The organism is Methylibium sp. Root1272 (assembly GCF_001425905.1).
Classification (GTDB): Bacteria; Pseudomonadota; Gammaproteobacteria; order Burkholderiales; family Burkholderiaceae_C; genus Methylibium.
The window spans coordinates 447,436-462,450 of record NZ_LMDY01000001.1; the positions used below are offsets into that span (position 1 = coordinate 447,436).

Genomic DNA, 15,015 nt, shown 5'->3' on the forward strand with positions numbered 1-15,015 from the left:
GCTCAAGTCACGATGTAGCTGGCGAAGGCCGCAGCACCGCCGACCAGGGTGCCGCCGATGAGTACGTTCGCCACATCGGCCAGGCGGGCACCCTGGAAGATCATCTTGAAGCCGGCCCAGATGATCGCGATGGTGACGACCGCGATCGAGATCGTCACCAGGATCGCGTTGACATTGCTGACGGTCGTGTTGATCTTGTCGAAGCCCTGGGCGAGGGCGAGCTGCGGCAGCACCAAGGCGGATGCCAGCGCCGGCCCGGCCACCGGTCGGACGGACCGTGCGAGTGAAGCGATCAGGCTCATGAAGCGGACTCCTGAGTTGTCGGGGCCGGCGCTGGTGGCGCCGCAAGGGATCGAGCGCTCGCCACCACCCGGCCGACGTAGCCGTGGCGCATCCCGGTCACGAAGTTGCCGCTGTAGTAGCAGGACAGGGCCCGGCGCAGGGCCGTCTGCGACTCGGCCTTGGGTTGCGCGCGCAGGTAGCACTCGGCGAGCACCGCCTGCATCGCCGTCAGGCTGGTGCAGGGATCGAGCGCTGTCGCCGGGGTCAGGCCCAGGCGGGCGAAGTTCGCCACGTTGATCTGGCCCAGCCCGACGCTGTAGTTCCAGCCGGCCGCCCGCAGCGTGTCGATGGTGGCCAGCGCCTCGGCACGCGTGCGCGGCTGACGGACGAGTGCGCCCCCCACCACGCCGATGGCGTAGGGGTTGAAGCTGCTCTCGACGCTGACGAGCGCCTGGGCGGTCGTGGGGTGGACCTGCGGCGCACAGGCCAGGGCCAGAGCCAGGAAGGTCGCGTTGTCCATGTCGGCGTCTGGTCAGAACAGGTCGATCGACGGCGGCGGTTGCGTCGCCTGCCACTTCGCGTAGTCGTCGTCGAACCGGGTGTCCCAGCTGCCGAGCTGGGTCTTGGCGGCAGCGCTGAACTCGGTGACCGAGTCGCCGCCGAAGCTCCACCAGGTCTGCGAGAAGGGGACTCCGTCGATGGACACCGAGATCGCGCCGCTGTAGTGGCAGTGGTGGAGCACGCCACCTTCGGTGTCGAAGGCCAGCGTGTACTGCGGCGGGCAGAAGGACGGGGCGCGGGCCCAGGCGTGGCGGGCACGGTTGCCGGCGCCGGCCATGCTGCAGTTCGGGAAGGACTTGCCGCGGGCGAGGTCGCGGAAGAGCTGCTTGATCGGCGGCACGCACTGGGGCATCGCGCGCCAGTTCGGTGCAGCCAGGCACAGCAGCACGAGGCAGCCGTCGACGGCGCGCGCCGGCGGCGTGGTGGCCGCCAGCGTCATCGCGACGGCCGCCGGGGCCGCGATGGCGGCCACGCCACGGATGCCGCTGCGGCGCTTCACAGGGCCTGCGCGGCGGTCTAGAGTGCTTGTCACAAACATGCGGCGGGCTCCGAGGACATCGCCGAAGGGGGACTTCGTTCCGTGACGCGCGGTGCGCGCCATGGCTGAAATCTAGGCGGGTCCATTACCGCGCCGAGCGATGACTTCGGGCCAGGAATCATCGGAAGAAGTCGCCATCGCCGGTTCCAACTGCCGTCGCACCCCATGGGCATCGAATCGCTCGCCGGCACCTACCACCCGCATGCCATCGAGGTGCAGGATTTCGCGGGCTATGGTCTCGTCATCGACCTGCGATCGGCGGCCGAGTACGCCGACGATCACATCCCGGGGGCGGTCCATGTCGCGGCTCCCGAGGTTGTCGCCGATCCAGGGCAGGGCGGTTCCGTCGGCGAGCCGGTGGCGACACCGCTGTGGCGTGCGCTGGAGGCGGCGGTCGCAGGCGTGCGGCTCGACCAGGCGCTCCTCGTGTACTGCGGGCAGGGCGGGCTCGTCAGCACGCCGGTCGCGAAGTCGCTGCGCTGGAGGGGCTGGGCCACGGACGTGCTCCCCGGCGGCTGGGTCAACTACCGGCGCTGGGTGCTGGCGGGGCTGGAGGTGTTGCCTCGACTGCTGGCGTTCCGCGTGGTGTCGTGCACGCTCGGCACCGAGACAGCGCGGGTGCTGAGCGCGCTGCACGGCGCCGGGCAGCAGACGCTGGATCTGGAGATGCTGGCGGCAAGCCGGCGCTTCGTGTTCACGCCGGGGCCATCGGTACCCTCTCAGGCATGGTTCGACAGCCAGTTGCTGCAGGCCCTGAGAGGCTTCGATCCGACCCGCCCGGTGTGGGTGGCGGAGCTGGGTCCGCGCGTCGGTGCCATCACGCTGCCGGGTGCCCTCGTCGACGCGCTGGGCATTGCCCCGATGGCTGCCCTTCAGGCACCGGCCGGCGGGCGTGTCGGAGCGTGGATGACCGACGAGCCCCTGTGCGCCGACGCCGAAGCGCTGACGGCCGCCGTCACCTCGATGTGCCCGGCGCCATCCGACGCCCTCGTCGCTTCCTGGCGCGAGCTGGCGGCTCGCAACGCGACCCGGCTGCTGCTGGAGAGCATCCTCGGGGGCTTCCTTGACCCGGCCTACGCCGCTGACCGCGACGCGCGCTCGCCCCGGCGGCATGCGCTGGCGCCGATCGTCACCGGCTCGCTCGCGCCCGGGCCGCTGGGCAGCGCGGTGGCGATCCTGACGGTCGAGCCGTCGTCTTGAGCCCGCTTACCCGAGGATCAGGCCGCACTCGATCGCCAGCTTGACGGCCATGCGCCGGTTGGGCACGCCGAGCTTGGCGTTCATGCGCTGGAAGCGGCAGTCGACCGATCCCTTGCTGACCTGCAGTTCGGCCGCGATCCGTTTGCTGCTGTGGCCCTGCAGCTGGTGGTGCAGCAGCACGAGGTCGTCGTGGCTTAGACGCGCCCTGACGACCAGGCTGCGCCGCAGCCGGGCGAGCCACCAGTCGTGCAGTTCCATCGCCAGCATGCGTGCGCTGACGCGCACCGTCGGCAAGGCCGGGCTGTCGAAGTAGCCGGGCGCTGCGGCGCCGAGACAGAGCGCGCTGATGCGCGCGTGGCCCGCCCCGGAGTGGGCCGGTACCAGCAACGCCGACACGAAGCCGGCCCGGACCGCGAGGTCGATCACCCGGCGCTGAAGCGGATCGACCACCTCCAGTTCGTCGGCCAGCACCGGCTCGGAATGGTGGGCTGCGTAGGCCAGCCAGGGGTCGTGGACGAAGTGCCCGTCGTCCAGGTACATCCGCCCCCAGGCCGGATCGCAGTCGATCATGAAGCGGCACGACGACAGGGTGGTGTCGTCACGAACGAAGCTCACGAACGCAGCGCGCTCCGCACCGAGCGCGGCGACGCCCTCGCGGAACAGCGCATGCACGGCAGGCTGGTCGGCGGCAGCAGGGATGTTGGCTGCGATGGCAGCGACCCTTGCCGTGTAGCGGCTGTCGCTGACATGGGCGAGCAGGCGGTCGCCGCCATCGGCGGCCTGCGGGTACGTGTCGTCAGGGCTCGATGGTCCAGAGCGCATCGCCGTCGCGCCGGAGCTGGGCGTGGAGCAGCGGGTGCCTGAACCGGACGGGATCGTCGCTGCACCATCGCTCGAAGCTGCCGGGGTTCTCGAAGACGAGCGACTGGCTGGTCCTGGTCCCGCGGCGAGGGACTTCTTCGCGTTCGACATAGAGGCCTCCGGCGATGCGTTGCAGGAAGAAGTGGACCTCCCCCTCGCTGCTGCGCGCTTCGGCATGGCGGACGTCGATCCGCTGCGTGCGCGATCCGGTGTCGGTTCTGGGTGCAGGAGGCTGGCGGCGTGCCCGCGGCGACACGGCATCGCCTTCCAACGACACGAACTCCTTGCGCTTCGGCGACGCCTCGTGGGGCGCCGGGTGGTATGGGCGCATGCCTGCTCCAAGCAATCCAACAAGTTCTGGCCCGCTCGGACAGGCGGTTCGTGGTGGCCCGCAGCGCGCGGGCTTCTGCACAGGCGCAAGTAGTGCCCAGGGGAATCCACGATGTCCAGTGGGGCGCCGCGGAAATTCGTAAGCGTTCGTTGACCGCGCGCCTGGATCGGAGCGCCGGTCGGCGCTGTCACACGGCCGCGCTGCGGGCGATTGCCCTGCGCACGGCCGGGCCCTCGTCGCCAGGGTCGCGGGCCGCCGCATTCGCCGTTCGCCCGTCGTGCGAACCGTAGCGCCGCGCGCGCAGGCGCCAGGGCCTTTCGCGGCATAAACGGCCGCCTTCCCGCGCCGGCTGCGCTGCGCTCCGCCGTCGCGGGCCCCTTCCATTTATTCCACGAACCCTGGCGCCCGCGCTGTGACGCGGCGCTGTCGGTGTCGCACGGCGACCGACGAATGCGGGGCAGGCATCACTGCGAGACCCGACCTGACGCCGAGGACCGAACCGCCACGAGCGGCTCCCTCGGAACTTAGGGCAGGGTGGGTTTCAGGTCGAACCCGTCGCTGTCGCGACGGTGGCGAGCGGACCGGGGCATGGAAGGCAAGCGACGTGGCATCGAGGGCTTTGATCGCGAATCGTGGAAGTCAAGCCGGACGTTCGGCTTTACGAACTGTTGCCATGCGCCGCGTCAGGTGTGTTGCGCGAGGGCTGCTGCCGCCGTCCGGCGTGCCGCCGTGACGCGGGTGTCTTGATCCCGCTTCAACCACACATTCACTGTCGGAGAACTCCATGGAACTCAAGAAGGAACTGTTGTCGATCAAGCTCGGCGACCTGCTGCCGTCGGCGCGCAACGTGCGTCGGCATGCGCCTGGCGAGGTGCAGACGCTGGCGGCGCTGATCGCGTCGCAGGGGCTGCTGCATCCGCTGATCGTGACCGAACGCCTGGGCGGGCGCGGCGCGTCCCGCAGGCTGCGCTTCGAGGTCGTCGCGGGCGAGCGGCGCCGCCGGGCCCTGCTGCTGTTGCAAGGCGAGGGGCGTCTGCCCGCGGACCATGAGGTGCCGTGCGAACTGGTGCCGCCCGAGCGGGCGCTCGAGGTCAGCGTGGCCGAGAACAGCGGGCGCGAGGCGCTGCACCCGGCCGACGAGTTCGAGGCCTTCAAGGCGATGGTCGACCAGGGCCGAGGCATCGAGGACGTGGCGGTGCGCTTCGGCGTGACGCCGCTAACGGTGCAGCGCCGGCTCAAGCTGTCGGCGCTGTCGCCCAGGCTGCTGGCGCTGTACCGGGAGGACGGCATCAACCTCGACCAGCTGATGGCGCTGGCGCTGAGCGACGACCACGCCGTGCAGGAGCAGGCCTGGTTCGAGGCGCAGCCCTGGGAGCGCGAGCCCGCGGCGATCCGGCGCCGGCTGACCGCCGGCGAGGTCGAGGCGGCGACGAGTGCGCTGGCCGGCTTCGTCGGCATCGAGGCTTACGAGGCCGCGGGCGGGGTGGTGCGGCGCGACCTGTTCGACGATGCGCAGAGCCGCTTCCTGTCGGACCCGGCGTTGCTGGAGCGGCTTGCTGCCGAGAAGCTGGAAGCACACGCCGCGACGATCCGGGCCGATGCCACGGAGGGTTGGAAGTGGGTCGAAGCGCGCCTGTCGCTCGACCACAAGGGGCTGCGCGCGTTCGTGCCCTGCGAGCACCGGACCCGCCGTCCGAACGAGGCGGAGTCGGCCGCGCTCGCCGAGCTGACCCAGCGGGACCAGGAACTCGATGCCGAGGAAGAGGCGCTGATGGACAGCGGCGAGGCGACCGGCGACGACTGGGAGCGCATCGGCCTGGAGCAGGAGGAGATCGAGGCACGGCGCAAGGCGATCCAGCTCGGGCTGCGCACCTGGTCGGAGGGTCAGCGCCGCCGCGCCGGGGTCATCGTGACCGTGAGCCGGACCGGGGACCTGGAAGTGATCCGTGGGCTGATGCGGCCTGAGGATCGCAAGCCTGCCGCCGACGAGGGGCGGCCGGCCGACGAGGCGGTCCATGATCGAAGAGACGGGGCAGGGCGCGCGGCATCCGCCAGCACCCCGGCTGGGAGCTCACCCGAGCGGCGGGAAGCCGCCCTGCCCGAGAGCCTGGCCCGTCGGCTCGCGGCGCATCGCACGATGGCGTTGCAGGCTTCGCTGCTCCGGCAGGTGCCGGTGGCCCTGGCCGTGTTGACCCATGCCATCGTCAACCGCGCCTTCGGCGACGACTACCGCAGACCGCCGTCGGTGGTGCAGGTGACGCCGCAGTTCTCCGGCAATGCCCTGAAGGCAGCGGCCGACGACTTGGAGGGCAGTGCGGCGTGGCAGGCTGTCGAGGCGGCGAAGCAGGCCTGGGCGGCTCGCGTTCCCACGGCGCCCGGCGACCGCCTGGGCTGGCTGATCGCACTGTCTTCGGAGGAGTTGTTGGAGCTCCTGTCACTCTGCATTGCGCTGACGGTCAACGTGCTGCCGGGCGCCGGGGCGGCCTTCGAGGCGAATGGATTGGCCGATGCGGTCGGTCTCGACATGGCGGACTGGTGGGAGCCGACCGCGGCCAGCTACCTGAACCACGTCCCGAAGGTCCAGATCGTCCAGGCGCTCAAGGAGACCGGGCCGGGGTTGACGGACGGTGGCGTCGAGTCGATGAAGAAGGAGGCGCTGGTCGCGTGCGCGGCAGCGCGACTCGCCGGCAAGCGCTGGCTGCCGGTGCCGCTGCGCAAGTCAACGGCATGACGCGGCGCGTGGGCGGGTGAACCCGCCCGCGTGCCGCAGATCGTAGAAGCATGTGGCTGCTGGTCGCTCGACAACCGGTGCCGGACGCGCCGTACTGGCCCGGCCGGCGCTTGCTTGCGGCAGTCGATGCCATGGCCTGGCCCGCGGCCTGGGTGCTGCTGGTCCAGGTTTCGCCTTGGCCCTTGGGTATCGTCGGGGCCGTGGTCACGGCGTGGGCGGTCTGGGCCGGGCTCGGTCGAATGCGCCAGGCGGTGTGGATCAACCACCGTTACCGGTTCACGACGTGGCGCTGGGGAAGGGGGCTCGTGGCGGTGCTGGTGTTCGGTGCGGTGATCAAGCTCGCCCTGCTGTAGCAATTTGCTCTGATCGAGGCTTCCCTTCTTAGTGAGGACGGCGAGTCTCGCGACTGGGCGCGAAAGACTGGGTGCGGTCGGTCAGCTTCGGCCGCTGAACGACGGCATGGACCGGAACCGGTCGTTCGCGGGGCGGCGGCCCGGATGACCGCTGCGCCTCGTTGACCGGTCGCTCGAGCAAGGCTGCCCGCGGCACGGTACGGGAACGACTGCTTCTGCCCGGGACGACCGACTGAACCCGACCCTGAACCGACATCCACGGCCCTGAATCCGGCGTCACGAAGCGGTCGGCCCGGTACGCCGGTCGCCCCGTGGACGGCACACGCGGGTAGACGGTAGTCAGCGCGATGGAGGCGCAACGCGCGGGTTAAGACCGTGCGGCCTAGCCGCCCTCTCCCAGAGGCGGTTTGTGGCAGCGACGACTTGGTTGCGACCACCGCCGGCAAGAGCGGTTCAATCGGGATCGGTTTGAAGGAGCGGCGCACGAGGACAGGACCTCTTCATCCCGATCACTCAAGCCAGGTGGAGCTTCACATTTGCCGCCGCGGACAGCTCGTCAGCCAGGCAATTTCGCCGCCAGCAGCTCGATCTTCTCGATGTTAGGCGGTGTACTGAGCAAGGCGGCTGCGTTCGCCATCAACGCGGCGGCGATCTGGCCGTGCAGGTGAGCCTCGCGGCCGGCCTCGTCCGCAAAAGCGTCAAAGACGCCGAACGTCGATGGGCCGAACTTCAATGCGAACCAGGCGGTGGTGCCCGATTCGGCGTTGGCGAGCGGCAACGCGCTTCTCAGAAAGTCGGCAACGGCGATTTCCTGGCCAGGCTTGGCTTCAAGGCGGACGAACAGGGCGAACTTGGTCATGGAGTGATCCTCTGGTTGAACGGGTGAAAGCTTTGGCGAGTCCGAAGTCTCAGGTGCCACGGCAGTTTTTGCTAGTGGCAGGAATGACAACATTGATATCATTTCCGCCATGAATCTGCACCTTCTTGTTCTCGATGGCGTGTTCGACCTGGGTCTTGCTGCACTCATGGACACACTGAGCACGGCCAATGAACTGGCAGGCTCGCTCGCACAGGCGCCGCCGCCCATCAACGTCACGTTGGTCGGCGTTCGGCGTCGCGTGCGCACCGCGCACGGTCTGGCGGTACCGGTCGTGCCAGTGCACCGCGTGCAAAACCCTGACGTTGTTCTGGTGCCCGCACTCGGCGCCAAGATGCCAGACGCACTCGCCGCGCGTCTCGCGCATGCGGACGTGGCCGACGCGGTCGTCGCGTTGCAGCAATGGTCAAGCGCCCGCGCGGCCGCTGGCGCCGCCTGCACTGGCACGTTCTTGCTGGCGGAAAGCGCGCTGCTAGATGGCCAGCGCGCCACAACTTCGTGGTGGCTGGCGCCAATGTTTCGGCAGCGCTATCCGCACGTGGTGCTCGACGAGTCCCGCATGCTTGTGAATTCGGCCGGCTTCACCACGGCCGGCGCCGCCTTGGCTCATCTCGACCTGGCATTGAGCGTCGTGCGCAGCCGTAGCCCAGCGCTGGCGGCTCTGGCGGCGCGATACCTGCTGGTAGAGGCCCGCGGCTCGCAAGCTGAGTTCGTGATCCCCGATCACCTGGCCCATGCCGACCCGGTGGTCGAGCGCTTTGAGGGCTGGGCCAGGCAGCAACTCGCGCACGGGTTCTCTCTCGCCGATGCGGCCATCGCAGCGGGCGCCAGTGAACGCACCTTGGCGCGGCGCGTGCAAAGCGTATTGGGCAAGACACCCCTCTCGTACTTCCAGGATCTGCGCGTCGAGCGTGCGGTGCATCTGCTGCGAACCGGCAGCGAGAGCGTCGACCAAATCGCCGCACAGATCGGCTATTCCGACGGTGTGACCCTTCGCAACCTGTTGCGACGCAAGCTGGGCCGCGGCGTGAGGGAGTTGCGTGCACGTGCCTGATCGGCGCCGCGTGGTGCAGCTCAATGAAGTGCCCGAATGCTGCCGGTACTGAACGTCTGCAGATGGCCGCGAGCGTGAGTCTGTCGGACTTCCTTACACCAGACGTTCGCCCCCCCCGGCCTCGCGGCCGGGGGCGACGGCTGAAGGGTCAGATCTCGGTCTGCTCAGATATCTCCAGGGCGTCATCGACCTCGATGCCAAGGTATCGCACCGTCGACTCGAGCTTCGAGTGTCCCAGGAGCAGCTGCACGGCGCGTAGGTTCTTCGTGCGCCGGTAGATCAGCGTCGCCTTGGTCCTGCGCATCGAGTGAGTCCCGTACTCTGCACGGTCGAGACCCAGTTCGTCGACCCAGTGCCCGAGGATCCGGGCGTACTGCCGGGTCCCCAGATGCGGCGAGTCGTGCAGCCGGCTGGGGAACAGGAAGTCCTCCGGCTTGAGCCCAGCTAGCTTGATCCAGGCTTGCAAGGCGTCGCGGGCAGCCTGCGTGATCTCGAACTGCACCGGGCGCTGCGTCTTGTGCTGCATGACGACAGCGCGCGTAGCCACTTGGTCGCCATGGCACACGTCCCGAACCTTGAGTGCGACGAGATCGCATCCCCGCAGCTTGCTGTCGATGCCGAGGTTGAAGAGAGCGAGCTCTCGCACCCGACTCTCCATCTGGAGTCTGACGCGAAGCGCCCAGATGTCCTTGAGCTTGAACGGCGCCTTCTGCCCGACGAGCTTGCCCTTGTTCCAAGGTTCGCGATGAATGGCGCTACCTGCGGTTCCCATGATGGTCTCCCATCGAGTTGAGGGCCACACAGGATGCGCTTTCGGCCGGGCGAGCGGCGTCGTACCTGAGGTGCGCAGCGGCAGAGCGCCGCGCGCCCTGCTGAGGGTCAGCTCCCCGGAGCAGCCGCGAACTCACGGACTCGGCCACAAGCAGCCGTTGGGTGGTGCGTCCGGAAGCGGACGTCGATTACCCAGACCAGCTCATTGCATCAAAGCTTCGATCAATGGGCAGGTGGGCGGAGCGGGCGTCGGCGCCTAGCTAGCTGAAGGGTAATCGCGTGTCGCCGAGGGCTGAACCTTCGACATGCGAAGCGGGGCCGGGACGTTAGCGGGCAGCCCCAGCGGTCGCATCTGCCTGGGCGATGAACGCCAGCAACGCGGGCGTCGACTGCTTCTCACGATGCACAACCAGATGACATTGCCGAAGCTGCCGCGGCAATGTCGTGGAGACGCGGCACAGACGTCCAGCTTCCAGCGCATCGTTCACTACCCAGGCGGACAGGCAAGCCACCCCCAACCCTTCCTGAGCGGCACGCTGGATGGCTTCCGAACTGCCTAGCTCGATGCTGCGCCGGTAAGAACGCAGGTGGGGCAGCAAGCTCTGGTCGGTGGCCTCGCGCGTGCCAGAGCCCGTTTCGCGAACCAGCCAGACCGCCTCACGCAGCGTGCGCAGGGGAATGCGCTCGCCTGCCGTACTCGACCGGGCCAGCGCACTGTCGGGCGCAGCCACGACCACCATCTCGTCTTGCAGCCAGGGGGTGACCACCAGCTCCGGCTGGTGGCTGGGCCCCTCGATCAGCCCCACGTCGAGTTCGAAAGCGGTCACGGCATCGCAGATGGCGGCGGTGTTCCCGATAACGACCTTCGACCGCCAGGCGGCGGCGCTGCCGGGCTGCTGTGCCCCCATGAAGCCAGCGAGCAGCTTGGGCAACACGTAGTTGCCAATCGTCGTGCTGGCGCCGATGCGCAGCGACTGCGCCTGCGCGCTGCCGTCGCGCGACATCTGCTCGATGCCTGCGGCGCCGTCGAGCAAAGCCAAAGCCCGCGGCAACAGCGCGCGGCCGTTGTCGTTCAACAGCAGGCGTTTGCCGGCGCGGTCGAACAGGCGCAGCGACAGCAGGCGTTCCAGCTCGTTGACGGCCGAACTGGTGGCCGATTGCGACAGCGCTATCTCAGCGCTGGCCGCCGTGGTGCTGCCGCTGCGCGCCACGGCGACAAAAATCTGCAGCTGACGCAGGGTGAGTCGAAGCACGTCCACGGTGATTGCCGTTGTTATCGATTTCGCAGGTACATCTTAGTCATACAACCCGTTGGACGGGTTGATTGCCAAGCTCTAAATTTGCCTGGCCGCTCGATCACGGGGCGGCGGCCCGCCGCGCCACCACCGGCATCTGGAGCCCGACATGCTGACCCTTGAACGAACAACCCCACGCCCCGCAGCACCCGGCCCGCTGGCCCCACAGGCACTGCATGCCCTTCAATGGGTTGCTGCCCGGCGGCCAGTGGCGGGCTTCATGGGGCCGACCCGCGACGTGGCCCATGCCGTCTCGACCACCTTGGCCGCCGACAGCAGCATCGACCCGCAGGTGCTGCGCTGGATGCCGGTCGCAGTGCCGATGGCGGCCGTGCTGCTGTGCGCCGGCATCGCCTTGATCTGGGTGCTGGCGTGATGCACGCGCTGTCGACCTCACAAGCCAGCCCTGGCCCGTCAGCCGGCCACCGGGCAGCGCGGTTGCGCTTGCAGTTGGCAGCCCTGCTGCCCGGCCTCGCCTTGAGCGGCGCCCTGGCCGCGACCGGCATCGCGCTGGGCCACATCGGCTGGCTGCAGGACCACGGCTTCAGTGCGCTGACGCTGGCCATCGTGTTGGGCATGCTGGTGGGCAACACGGTCTATCCGCTGGTGCCGCGCCTGGCCGCGGCCAGCGGTGCCGGCGTCAACGTGTCCAAGCAGAACCTGCTGCGCCTGGGGGTCGTGCTGTACGGCCTGCGGCTGACGGTGCAGGACATCGGCCACGTCGGCATCGCCGGCGTCGCCATCGACGCGCTGGTGCTGGGCTCGACCTTCGCGCTGGCCTGCTTCATCGGCACGCGCTGGTTGGGCCTGGACCGCAAGACGGCGATGCTGATCGGCGCCGGCAGCTCCATCTGCGGCGCCGCCGCGGTGATGGCTGCCGAACCGGTGGTCAAGGCGCGAGCCGAGCAGGTCACGGTGGCGGTGGCCACGGTGGTGGTGTTCGGCACGCTGGCGATCTTTCTGTACCCGGCGCTGTTCGAGCTGAACCAGCACTGGGCGCTGATTCCGGGTGGCGCCAACGGCTTCGGCGTCTACGCCGGCTCGACCATCCACGAGGTAGCCCAGGTGGTGGCCGCGGCGCGTTCGGTGGGCCCGGACGCGGCCAACTCGGCCGTCATCGCGAAGATGGTGCGGGTGATGATGCTGGCGCCGTTCCTGGTGATGTTGTCGGCCTGGCTGGCACGTGACGACAAACGCCACGCCCACACTTCCGCCGCCACGGGCCAGGCCCCAGGCAAGCTCGCCGTGCCCTGGTTCGCCTTCGGCTTCGTCGCGGTGGTGTTGTTCAATTCGCTGCAGTGGCTGCCGGCCTCGGTGGTGGCGGTGACCACCGAGATCGACACCGCGCTGCTGGCCATGGCCATGGCCGCACTCGGCCTGTCCACGCACATCGGCGCCATCCGCAAGGCCGGTGCCAAGCCGCTGTTGCTGGCGCTGATCCTGTTCGGCTGGCTCATCGTCGGCGGTGCCTTGATCAACCGCTGGGTACCGGCCCTGCTCGGCTGAAGCCTCGAATTCACGGCCCGACGGAATAAACCACGGGCTCTCCTCGTCCACCACAGCAAGCCTTTCCCTCTTTTCTCAACACTCTCCGAAAGACATCCCATGAATACCTTCTTCCGCACCACCGCGCTGGCCTTGTGCAGCACCTTCGTCCTCGTGACGGCCACCCTGCCCGCAGGCGCCGCCGAAGCAACCCCGGCCCGCGTCACCTTCGACGGCCAGATCCGCAACAACTCGCTGGCCCTGAGCCCCGACGAGGCCACGGCCGTCGTGTCCTACAGCGAACGGCCCGATGTCATCGTCTACGACCTGGTCACCGGCGCCGTGCGCGGTGTGCTGCGCGGCTACGTCACGCCGCGCAACATCGTCTTCGCGCCCGACGGCAAGAGCTTCTATGTCTCCGACAGCAGCCTGGGCACGGTGACGCGCCTGGACACCACCACGCTCAAGCCGCTGGCCACCGCGTCGACGCTGGCGGCCGGCCCCGGCGCCTTCGGCACCGCGCTCAGCAAGGACGGCAGCGCGCTGTACGTCAACAACCAGGCCAGCAGCACCGTGACGCGACTGGACACCGCCAGCGGGCAGGCCAAGGCCGTGATCACCGGCTTTGCGCAGCCGCGCCAGGGCGTGCGCCTGAGCCCGGACGGCGCAAAGCTCTACGTCACCAACTTCCTGGGCGATAAGGTCACCATCGTCGACACGCAGACCGACAAGATCGAGGGCGAGATCGCGGGCTTCAACAAGATCCGCGCCATCTCGGTCACCGCCGACGGCAAGACCCTGTTTGCGGCCAACAGCGGCAGCAACGACATCGCGGTGGTGGACATCGCCGCGCGCCGCGTCACCAGTACCGTGCCGGTGGGCCGCGACCCCTACGGCGCTGCGCTCACGCCGGACGGCCGCTTCATCTACTCGGGCAATCTGGCCGATAACACGGTGTCGGTGATCGACGTGGCCACGCTGAAGGTGGTGGCCACCATCGCCGGCTTCAAGCAGCCGCGCCAGGCCATCGTGTTCACGCGCGACGCCAAGACGGCCTACGTGCTGAACGAGGACCTGAGCATCTCCAAGGTCGAGCGTGCCGGGCAGCGAATCGTCGCCACGGTGGCCGCTGCGCAGGCGGTGGCGGCGTACTGAAAACCGGGAACTGTCAGAGAACCGGCGCACCGCACGACCGAGCCGGGGGCTTGCCGCTTCCGGTTCGCCCCGTTGTCGCCCCGCCCGCACAAAGGATCGAATGAAAACTCTGGCCAACCCCTGCCGGCGCCGCTTGGCGGCACTTTGTCTGGCCATGTGCACGCTGCCCGCCGCGTTCGCAGCTCAGGCCCAGACGGCCGCCCCGCCGGCGCTGGAACTCGTGGTGCTGGGCTCGGGCGGCCCGGGTGCCACCGGCCGCGCGGGCTCGGCCTTCGTGGTGTTGGTGGATGGCGTGGCGCGTGTTTTCGTCGACGCCGGCCCGGGATCTTTCGTGCGCCTGGGTGAAGCCAAGCTGGCGCTGGGTCGGGCCGACATCGTGCTGCTGACGCACCTTCATGTGGACCATGCCGGTGGACTGCCAGGCCTCTTTAAGGCCCGTGCGGTGTCCAACCGCGGGCCGGTCGATTTCAAGATCTTCGGGCCGGCCGGGCGGCGTGCGCTCGATGCCGACGATGCCGACTTCCCGGCCACCAGCCGCTTCATTGACCTCTTGTTCGGCAAGCAGGGCGCCTTCGGCTACCTGAAGGACTTCTCAACGCCGCTGCGCTTTCAAGTGACCGACATCGACGCACCCGCCACGGCGGCGGCGCTGCCCGAGGTGCGCACCTTGTTTGATGAAGGCGGCCTGCGCATCAGCGCCGTGGCCGGCCACCACCGCGACGCGCCGGCCGTCGTCTACCGCATCGACCACGCCGGCAAGAGCATCACCTTCAGCGGCGACATCGACGCCAGCGGGCTGGCGGGTCTGCGGCGAATCGCCCAAGGCACCAGCCTGCTGGTCTTCAACAGCGTGGTGCTCGACCCACCCGGCTCCCCCGACGTGCTGTACACGTTGCACACGCCGCCCAAGGCAATCGGCGAAGTGGCCGATGCGGTGCGCGCCGGCCAGCTGCTGCTGAGCCACTTGTCGCCCGCGCTCGACGCGCAGCGTGACGCTGTGAAGGCGTCGATCACCGCGCACTACGCCGGCGGGGTGGTGTTCGCGCAAGACGGTCAGCGGCTGGCGCCCTGAGGCGCGCAGCCGCCGGCAATAGTGGCAGTACCAGCCCCGAGTTCGACGCCCGTGCCTACCAACCCCACGAAGGTGATCACGCGAGCCATGCCGTCGGGCCACAGGAACACGGCGGCGTCGAACTTCATGCGCTGGCCGACCGATGGGCTGCCGCTCACGAAACCTTCGGTGCCGACACCGCGGTCCAGGCCCCGCAACTAGAAGGCGCCCGCCGTGGTGCCGAGGGCGTCGGCAAAGGTGCCCGAGAAGCTGAAGGTGTCGCTGGCCGGGTCGTAGCCGGCGAACGCGCTCGCCACATCCACGTCGCCGTTCTGCGGACCGATGTACGTGGGCAGTAGGTCGCCAATGGGGTCGGTGATGCCTTGCGCCAGCGCACCGGTCGCGGCGGTGAACAAGCTGGCCAGCAGCAGGAAGGTCAGGGTTCGCTTCATCGGAGCAATTGGTGGAGC

Annotated in this window: 18 protein-coding genes; 8 read left to right on the top strand and 10 right to left on the bottom strand. The window is 68.9% G+C overall.

Annotated features, from left to right (window positions below; genetic code table 11):
* Positions 1 to 2 precede the first annotated feature (2 nt).
* Genes ASC67_RS02090 through ASC67_RS02100 form a run of 3 tightly spaced genes read right to left on the bottom strand, consistent with a single transcriptional unit; the run spans position 3 to position 1,342 of the window.
* The gene (locus ASC67_RS02090; RefSeq protein ID WP_056314636.1) at positions 3 to 302 is read right to left on the bottom strand and encodes a TrbC/VirB2 family protein; all 300 of its coding nucleotides are present in this window, start codon (positions 300 to 302) and stop codon (positions 3 to 5) included.
* Positions 299 to 802, bottom strand: coding sequence for a lytic transglycosylase domain-containing protein (locus ASC67_RS02095; protein WP_056314637.1), 504 nt, complete (start codon positions 800 to 802; stop codon positions 299 to 301). Before ASC67_RS02095 ends, ASC67_RS02090 begins: the two co-directional genes overlap by 4 nt.
* Before the next feature lie 12 nt (positions 803 to 814).
* A complete protein-coding gene (locus ASC67_RS02100; RefSeq protein ID WP_200946768.1) occupies positions 815 to 1,342 on the bottom strand; it encodes a hypothetical protein in 528 nt (175 codons plus the stop codon).
* 204 nt (positions 1,343 to 1,546) lie between these two features.
* On the opposite strand from ASC67_RS02100, the gene ASC67_RS02105 reads away from it, so the two are divergent.
* Complete coding sequence (locus tag ASC67_RS02105) at positions 1,547 to 2,581, top strand: rhodanese-like domain-containing protein (RefSeq protein WP_056314641.1); 1,035 nt, start codon at positions 1,547 to 1,549, stop codon at positions 2,579 to 2,581.
* Positions 2,582 to 2,587: 6 nt separating this feature from the next.
* Here ASC67_RS02105 and ASC67_RS20750 read toward each other — a convergent pair whose 3' ends face one another.
* Both ASC67_RS20750 and ASC67_RS20755 read right to left on the bottom strand, forming a co-directional pair.
* A complete protein-coding gene (locus ASC67_RS20750) occupies positions 2,588 to 3,403 on the bottom strand; it encodes an autoinducer binding domain-containing protein (RefSeq protein ID WP_056314644.1) in 816 nt (271 codons plus the stop codon).
* On the bottom strand, positions 3,378 to 3,773 hold the full coding sequence (locus ASC67_RS20755; RefSeq protein ID WP_056314645.1) for a hypothetical protein: 396 nt from the start codon (positions 3,771 to 3,773) through the stop codon (positions 3,378 to 3,380). Before ASC67_RS20755 ends, ASC67_RS20750 begins: the two co-directional genes overlap by 26 nt.
* A gap of 784 nt (positions 3,774 to 4,557) precedes the next feature.
* Here ASC67_RS20755 and ASC67_RS02120 point away from each other — a divergent pair.
* Together ASC67_RS02120 and ASC67_RS02125 are read left to right on the top strand one after the other, a co-directional pair.
* Positions 4,558 to 6,504 (top strand): ParB/RepB/Spo0J family partition protein, encoded by a 1,947-nt coding sequence (locus tag ASC67_RS02120; protein WP_056314647.1) that lies wholly within the window; start codon positions 4,558 to 4,560, stop codon positions 6,502 to 6,504.
* 50 nt (positions 6,505 to 6,554) lie between these two features.
* The gene (locus ASC67_RS02125) at positions 6,555 to 6,857 is read left to right on the top strand and encodes a hypothetical protein (protein ID WP_056314649.1); all 303 of its coding nucleotides are present in this window, start codon (positions 6,555 to 6,557) and stop codon (positions 6,855 to 6,857) included.
* 556 nt (positions 6,858 to 7,413) lie between these two features.
* On the opposite strand, the gene ASC67_RS02130 is transcribed toward ASC67_RS02125, so the two are convergent.
* A complete protein-coding gene (locus ASC67_RS02130) occupies positions 7,414 to 7,716 on the bottom strand; it encodes a putative quinol monooxygenase (RefSeq protein WP_056314652.1) in 303 nt (100 codons plus the stop codon).
* A 109-nt stretch (positions 7,717 to 7,825) separates the two neighbouring features.
* Here ASC67_RS02130 and ASC67_RS02135 point away from each other — a divergent pair, with 109 nt between their 5' ends.
* On the top strand, positions 7,826 to 8,788 hold the full coding sequence (locus tag ASC67_RS02135) for a GlxA family transcriptional regulator (RefSeq protein ID WP_056314654.1): 963 nt from the start codon (positions 7,826 to 7,828) through the stop codon (positions 8,786 to 8,788).
* A gap of 148 nt (positions 8,789 to 8,936) precedes the next feature.
* Here ASC67_RS02135 and ASC67_RS02140 read toward each other — a convergent pair whose 3' ends face one another.
* Complete coding sequence (locus tag ASC67_RS02140) at positions 8,937 to 9,560, bottom strand: tyrosine-type recombinase/integrase (protein ID WP_056314656.1); 624 nt, start codon at positions 9,558 to 9,560, stop codon at positions 8,937 to 8,939.
* 325 nt (positions 9,561 to 9,885) lie between these two features.
* Positions 9,886 to 10,818 carry a LysR family transcriptional regulator gene (locus tag ASC67_RS02145; protein WP_004306488.1) on the bottom strand — a complete coding sequence of 311 codons (933 nt, stop codon included), beginning with the start codon at positions 10,816 to 10,818 and terminating at the stop codon, positions 9,886 to 9,888.
* Positions 10,819 to 11,074: 256 nt separating this feature from the next.
* On the opposite strand from ASC67_RS02145, the gene ASC67_RS20915 reads away from it, so the two are divergent.
* The 4 genes from ASC67_RS20915 to ASC67_RS02160 all read left to right on the top strand — a co-directional run bounded on the left by ASC67_RS20915 (position 11,075) and on the right by ASC67_RS02160 (position 14,566).
* Positions 11,075 to 11,230 (top strand): hypothetical protein, encoded by a 156-nt coding sequence (locus tag ASC67_RS20915; RefSeq protein ID WP_156147846.1) that lies wholly within the window; start codon positions 11,075 to 11,077, stop codon positions 11,228 to 11,230.
* Between the two features lie 62 nt (positions 11,231 to 11,292).
* Complete coding sequence (locus ASC67_RS02150) at positions 11,293 to 12,360, top strand: YeiH family putative sulfate export transporter (RefSeq protein ID WP_004306484.1); 1,068 nt, start codon at positions 11,293 to 11,295, stop codon at positions 12,358 to 12,360.
* A gap of 99 nt (positions 12,361 to 12,459) precedes the next feature.
* Entirely contained in the window at positions 12,460 to 13,494 is a 1,035-nt protein-coding gene (locus ASC67_RS02155; RefSeq protein WP_004306481.1) for a beta-propeller fold lactonase family protein, read from the top strand.
* Positions 13,495 to 13,648: 154 nt separating this feature from the next.
* Positions 13,649 to 14,566 carry an MBL fold metallo-hydrolase gene (locus ASC67_RS02160; RefSeq protein WP_004306478.1) on the top strand — a complete coding sequence of 306 codons (918 nt, stop codon included), beginning with the start codon at positions 13,649 to 13,651 and terminating at the stop codon, positions 14,564 to 14,566.
* Here the strand turns inward: ASC67_RS02160 and ASC67_RS02165 are convergent.
* Both ASC67_RS02165 and ASC67_RS02170 read right to left on the bottom strand, forming a co-directional pair.
* Positions 14,548 to 14,724 carry a hypothetical protein gene (locus ASC67_RS02165; protein ID WP_156466619.1) on the bottom strand — a complete coding sequence of 59 codons (177 nt, stop codon included), beginning with the start codon at positions 14,722 to 14,724 and terminating at the stop codon, positions 14,548 to 14,550. The two genes, ASC67_RS02160 and ASC67_RS02165, sit on opposite strands and share 19 nt — an antisense overlap.
* Before the next feature lie 39 nt (positions 14,725 to 14,763).
* Positions 14,764 to 14,997, bottom strand: coding sequence for a hypothetical protein (locus tag ASC67_RS02170; protein ID WP_004306475.1), 234 nt, complete (start codon positions 14,995 to 14,997; stop codon positions 14,764 to 14,766).
* Positions 14,998 to 15,015 lie beyond the last annotated feature (18 nt).

What these genes read in the sequence shown, in the direction of transcription:
- ASC67_RS02095 (WP_056314637.1), bottom strand. Translation starts at nt 802, where the DNA reads ATGGACAACGCGACCTTCCTGGCTCTGGCCCTGGCCTGTGCGCCGCAG.
- ASC67_RS02135 (WP_056314654.1), top strand. Translation starts at nt 7,826, where the DNA reads ATGAATCTGCACCTTCTTGTTCTCGATGGCGTGTTCGACCTGGGTCTT.
- ASC67_RS02140 (WP_056314656.1), bottom strand. Translation starts at nt 9,560, where the DNA reads ATGGGAACCGCAGGTAGCGCCATTCATCGCGAACCTTGGAACAAGGGC.
- ASC67_RS02090 (WP_056314636.1), bottom strand. Translation starts at nt 302, where the DNA reads ATGAGCCTGATCGCTTCACTCGCACGGTCCGTCCGACCGGTGGCCGGG.
- ASC67_RS02120 (WP_056314647.1), top strand. Translation starts at nt 4,558, where the DNA reads ATGGAACTCAAGAAGGAACTGTTGTCGATCAAGCTCGGCGACCTGCTG.
- ASC67_RS02105 (WP_056314641.1), top strand. Translation starts at nt 1,547, where the DNA reads ATGGGCATCGAATCGCTCGCCGGCACCTACCACCCGCATGCCATCGAG.
- ASC67_RS02130 (WP_056314652.1), bottom strand. Translation starts at nt 7,716, where the DNA reads ATGACCAAGTTCGCCCTGTTCGTCCGCCTTGAAGCCAAGCCTGGCCAG.
- ASC67_RS02155 (WP_004306481.1), top strand. Translation starts at nt 12,460, where the DNA reads ATGAATACCTTCTTCCGCACCACCGCGCTGGCCTTGTGCAGCACCTTC.
- ASC67_RS20755 (WP_056314645.1), bottom strand. Translation starts at nt 3,773, where the DNA reads ATGCGCCCATACCACCCGGCGCCCCACGAGGCGTCGCCGAAGCGCAAG.
- ASC67_RS02170 (WP_004306475.1), bottom strand. Translation starts at nt 14,997, where the DNA reads ATGAAGCGAACCCTGACCTTCCTGCTGCTGGCCAGCTTGTTCACCGCC.
- ASC67_RS20915 (WP_156147846.1), top strand. Translation starts at nt 11,075, where the DNA reads ATGGGGCCGACCCGCGACGTGGCCCATGCCGTCTCGACCACCTTGGCC.
- ASC67_RS20750 (WP_056314644.1), bottom strand. Translation starts at nt 3,403, where the DNA reads ATGCGCTCTGGACCATCGAGCCCTGACGACACGTACCCGCAGGCCGCC.
- ASC67_RS02160 (WP_004306478.1), top strand. Translation starts at nt 13,649, where the DNA reads ATGTGCACGCTGCCCGCCGCGTTCGCAGCTCAGGCCCAGACGGCCGCC.
- ASC67_RS02125 (WP_056314649.1), top strand. Translation starts at nt 6,555, where the DNA reads ATGTGGCTGCTGGTCGCTCGACAACCGGTGCCGGACGCGCCGTACTGG.